Annotated in this window: 3 protein-coding genes; 2 read left to right on the top strand and 1 reads right to left on the bottom strand. The window is 72.9% G+C overall.

Translation table 11 applies throughout. The features are described from left to right. On the bottom strand, nucleotides 1-1650 hold a 1650-nt coding region (locus FV218_RS22050; protein WP_147711558.1), incomplete at its 3' end, for an ATP-binding protein. 231 nt (nucleotides 1651-1881) lie between these two features. Between FV218_RS22050 and trpA the strand changes: the two genes are divergently transcribed. Then, nucleotides 1882-2742 carry a tryptophan synthase subunit alpha gene (gene trpA / locus FV218_RS22045; protein ID WP_147711557.1) on the top strand — a complete coding sequence of 287 codons (861 nt, stop codon included), beginning with the start codon at nucleotides 1882-1884 and terminating at the stop codon, nucleotides 2740-2742. A 36-nt stretch (nucleotides 2743-2778) separates the two neighbouring features. Then, on the top strand, nucleotides 2779-3661 hold an 883-nt coding region (gene accD, locus FV218_RS22040; protein WP_147711556.1), incomplete at its 3' end, for an acetyl-CoA carboxylase, carboxyltransferase subunit beta.

Raw genomic sequence — 3661 nt, 5'->3', positions numbered from 1 at the left:
GCTCGTGGCACCGGCGCTCCCCGCGCCGTCGGGCGCCGCCGCGGGGAGCGCCGGTGCCACGAGCCGGTCGAACAGGGAGCGGGCGCGCACGGGCTTGATGAGGTAGCCGTCGAAGCCCGCCGCCCCGGGGGAGCCGAACCCGCGCCGGTCGAAGGGCGAGAGCAGGACGAGGCTGCAGCGCACGCCCCGGGCCTTGGCCGCCCGCGCCACGGCCCGCACGGCGGCGTCGCCGAGGGACCGGTCGGCGATGACCGCGTCGAACGGCGTCCCGGACAGGGCCGCCAGGCCCGCCGCCTCCGTGGCCACCACCACCGCCGAGGCGCCCGCCTCCGACAGGCGGCGGGCGAGGAACGGCGCCTGGAACGGCGAATCGGCCACGATCAGCACCGCCTGCCCGGCGAGGGACGGCGCTGGGCCGGCGGGGACGGAGGAGACCGGCTCCGAAGACACGGAGACCAGGGGCAGGAAAGCGGTGAAGCGGCTGCCACGGCCCACCATGGACTCCGCCGCGATCCGCCCGCCCATGCGGGCGACGAGGCGGCGGGTGATGGCGAGGCCGAGGCCGGTGCCCTCGTGGGGCCGGCTCGCGCTGCCGTCGCCCTGCTCGAATTCCTCGAACAGGATCGGGATGCGGTCCTGCGGGATGCCGGGCCCGGTGTCGCACACCGTGAGCGCGACCCCGTCGCCGTCGCGGGCGATCTCGAGTCCGACGCCCCCCGTCGCGGTGAACTTCACGGCGTTGCCCGCGAGGTTGACGAGGATCTGGCGCACCCGGTCGGCGTCGCCGATCACCCCGGCGGGCAGGTCCTCGGCGATGTCGAGGGCGATCTCGATGCCCTTGTCCTGGGCGCGCGGCGCCAGGAGCTCGACCACGCCCTCGGCCAGGGCCGCGAGATCGAACGGCGCGGCGGAGAGGTCAAGGCGGCCGGATTCGATCCGCGAAAAATCCAGAATGCCGTCGATGAGCGACAGCAGCGCCTTGCCGGAGGTCCGCACCGCCTCGACGTAGGTGCGCTGCTCCGGGTCGAGGCCGGTGTCTAGGACGAGGTCGGCCATGCCGAGGATGCCGTTGAGGGGCGTGCGGAACTCGTGGCTGACGGTGGCGAGGAAGCGCGACTTGGCGACGTTGGCGGCCTCGGCCCGGGTCAGGGCCTCGTCGAGGGAGCGGGCGGCCGCGATGCGCCCGGTGATGTCGGTGCCGGCGCGCAGCCATTGGCGGCCGCCATCGGGGCCGGAGACGGGCATCTCGATGAAGGAGAACCAGCGCGGCGGCCCGTCCACGGGCGACAGGCGCATCTCGACCCGCCGCACGCCGTCCGGGCCCTCCTCCGCGGCGCCGCGCTCTAAACAGGCGACGTCCACGGTGGAGCCCACGAGGGCGAAGGGCTCGGCGCCAACGAGGCGCCCGAACCCCGCATTGGCGAAGGTGATCCGCCCGCGGGCGTCGCGCTGGACGATGATCTCGGTGGTGGCCTCCACCAGGGCGCGGTAGCGCTCCTCGCTCTCGGAGATGCGCTGGATCCGGGCCTGGAGGGACTCGACCTCGGCGGCCTCCGCCGCCGGGAGGGCGCGCCGGCGCAGGACGACGAGGATTGCGGCGAGGGCGGCGGCGAGGACTGCGAGGATCGGCGCGAGGGCCTGGATGGTCATGCGTCTCTCCCCGGCGCGACGGGACGGGCCCGTCCGCGACAGGGGGGAGGATGCCAGCCGGGCTTGAACGCCGGCTTTCGAAAGGCGCTTAAGGATGTCTTGCGCCGGTCCGCGGACCCGGCGCGGACGGGCCGCGCTTCACGGGCCGGTCCCGATGGTGTAGGCGCGACGGCTCCATCCGAAAGCCCGACCGTCCCGCGCCCCGGGCCGGCCGCGAGAGCGCAAGCGTCCATGACCGAATCGAGCTCTGCCAACGGTACCGTCCAGACCCGCATCGCGGCGACCTTCGCCCGCTGCCGGGCGGAAGGGCGCGCGGCCCTCGTCACCTACGTGATGGCGGGCGATCCCGACCCCGAGACCTCCCTGAAGCTCCTGGAAGCCCTGCCGGACGCGGGCGCCGACATCGTCGAGTTCGGCCTGCCGTTCACCGATCCCATGGCCGACGGTCCGGCGATCCAGGCCGCCGGCCTGCGGGCCCTGAAGGGCGGCCACGGCGTCGCCGGGACCCTGGACCTCGTCCGCCGCTTCCGCGAACGCAATGCCGGCACGCCCGTGATCCTGATGGGGTACTTCAACCCGATCCACACCTACGGCGTCGAACGCTTCATCGACGACGCCGTGGCGGCCGGGATCGACGGCCTCATCGTCGTCGACCTGCCGCCGGAAGAGGACGACGAGCTGTGCCTGCCGGCGCTCGCCAAGGGCCTCGCCTTCATTCGCCTCGCCACCCCGACCACGGACGAGAAGCGCCTGCCCGCCGTCCTCGCGAACACGGCCGGCTTCGTCTACTATGTGTCGATCACCGGCATCACCGGGACGGCGACCCCGGATTTCGGCAAGGTGGCCGACGCCGTCGGCCGCATCCGGCGCCACACCAGCCTGCCCGTCGTCGTCGGCTTCGGCGTGCGCACGGGGGCGGACGCCGCCGCCATCGCGCGCGGGGCCGACGGCGTCGTCGTCGGGTCCGCCCTCATCGACGCCCTCCGGGGCAGCCTCGACGGCGAGGACCGCGCCCAGGCCGGGACCGTGGAGGCGGTGAGCACCCTGGTGCGCGATCTCGCCGCGGGCGTGCGCCGGGCGGCCAAGGACTGACACCGGAATTCCGCGAACGAGGACGGCATCACGATGATGGTTGAGCCGATGAACTGGATCTCGGAGGTCGTGCGCCCCAAGATCAAGACCCTGTTCAAGCGCGAGACGCCGGAGAACCTCTGGGTCAAGTGCCCCGATACCGGGCAGATGGTCTTCCACAAGGAGGTGGAGGGCAACCACTGGGTCATCCCCGGCTCGGAGCACCATCTCAAGATGAGCGCCCAGGCGCGCCTCAAGATGATGTTCGACGAGGGCACCTGGATCGACGTGCCCCTGCCGGAGGTCGCCGCCGACCCCCTCAAGTTCCGCGACGAGAAGCGCTACGCCGACCGCCTCAAGGACGCGCGGGCCAAGACCGGCATGCCCGACGCCTTCAAGATCGGCTTCGGCCGGGTCGGCGGCCTGCCCATGACCCTGGCGGCCCAGGACTTCGCGTTCATGGCCGGGTCCCTCGGCATGGCGGCGGGCGAGGCCTTCGTCCGAGGCGCCGAGACGGCCCTCGACAAGCGCACGCCCTACATCCTGTTCTCGGCCTCCGGCGGGGCGCGCATGCAGGAGGGCATCCTGTCCCTCATGCAGATGCCGCGCACCACCGTGGCGATCCGCCGGCTCAGGGCGGCGAAGCTGCCCTACATCGTGGTGCTGACGAACCCGACCACGGGCGGCGTCACCGCCTCCTACGCCATGCTGGGCGACGTCCATCTCGCCGAACCCGGCGCGCTGATCTGCTTTGCCGGCCCGCGCGTCATCGAGCAGACCATCCGCGAAAAGCTCCCCGACGGCTTCCAGCGCTCGGAGTACCTCTTCGCGCACGGGATGATCGATCAGGTCGTGCACCGGCACGCCCTGAAGGAGACCATCACCCGCCTGTGCGGCCTGCCCCACCCCCCGGCCGCACAGGCGGGTGATGGTCTCCTTC

It is taken from the genome of Methylobacterium sp. WL69, assembly GCF_008039485.1.
GTDB lineage: Bacteria > Pseudomonadota > Alphaproteobacteria > Rhizobiales > Beijerinckiaceae > Methylobacterium.
Note: the sequence above shows the minus strand (reverse complement) of the source record. Positions and strands in the feature narration are given on the sequence as shown.

What these genes read in the sequence shown, in the direction of transcription:
- trpA (WP_147711557.1), top strand. Translation starts at nt 1,882, where the DNA reads ATGACCGAATCGAGCTCTGCCAACGGTACCGTCCAGACCCGCATCGCG.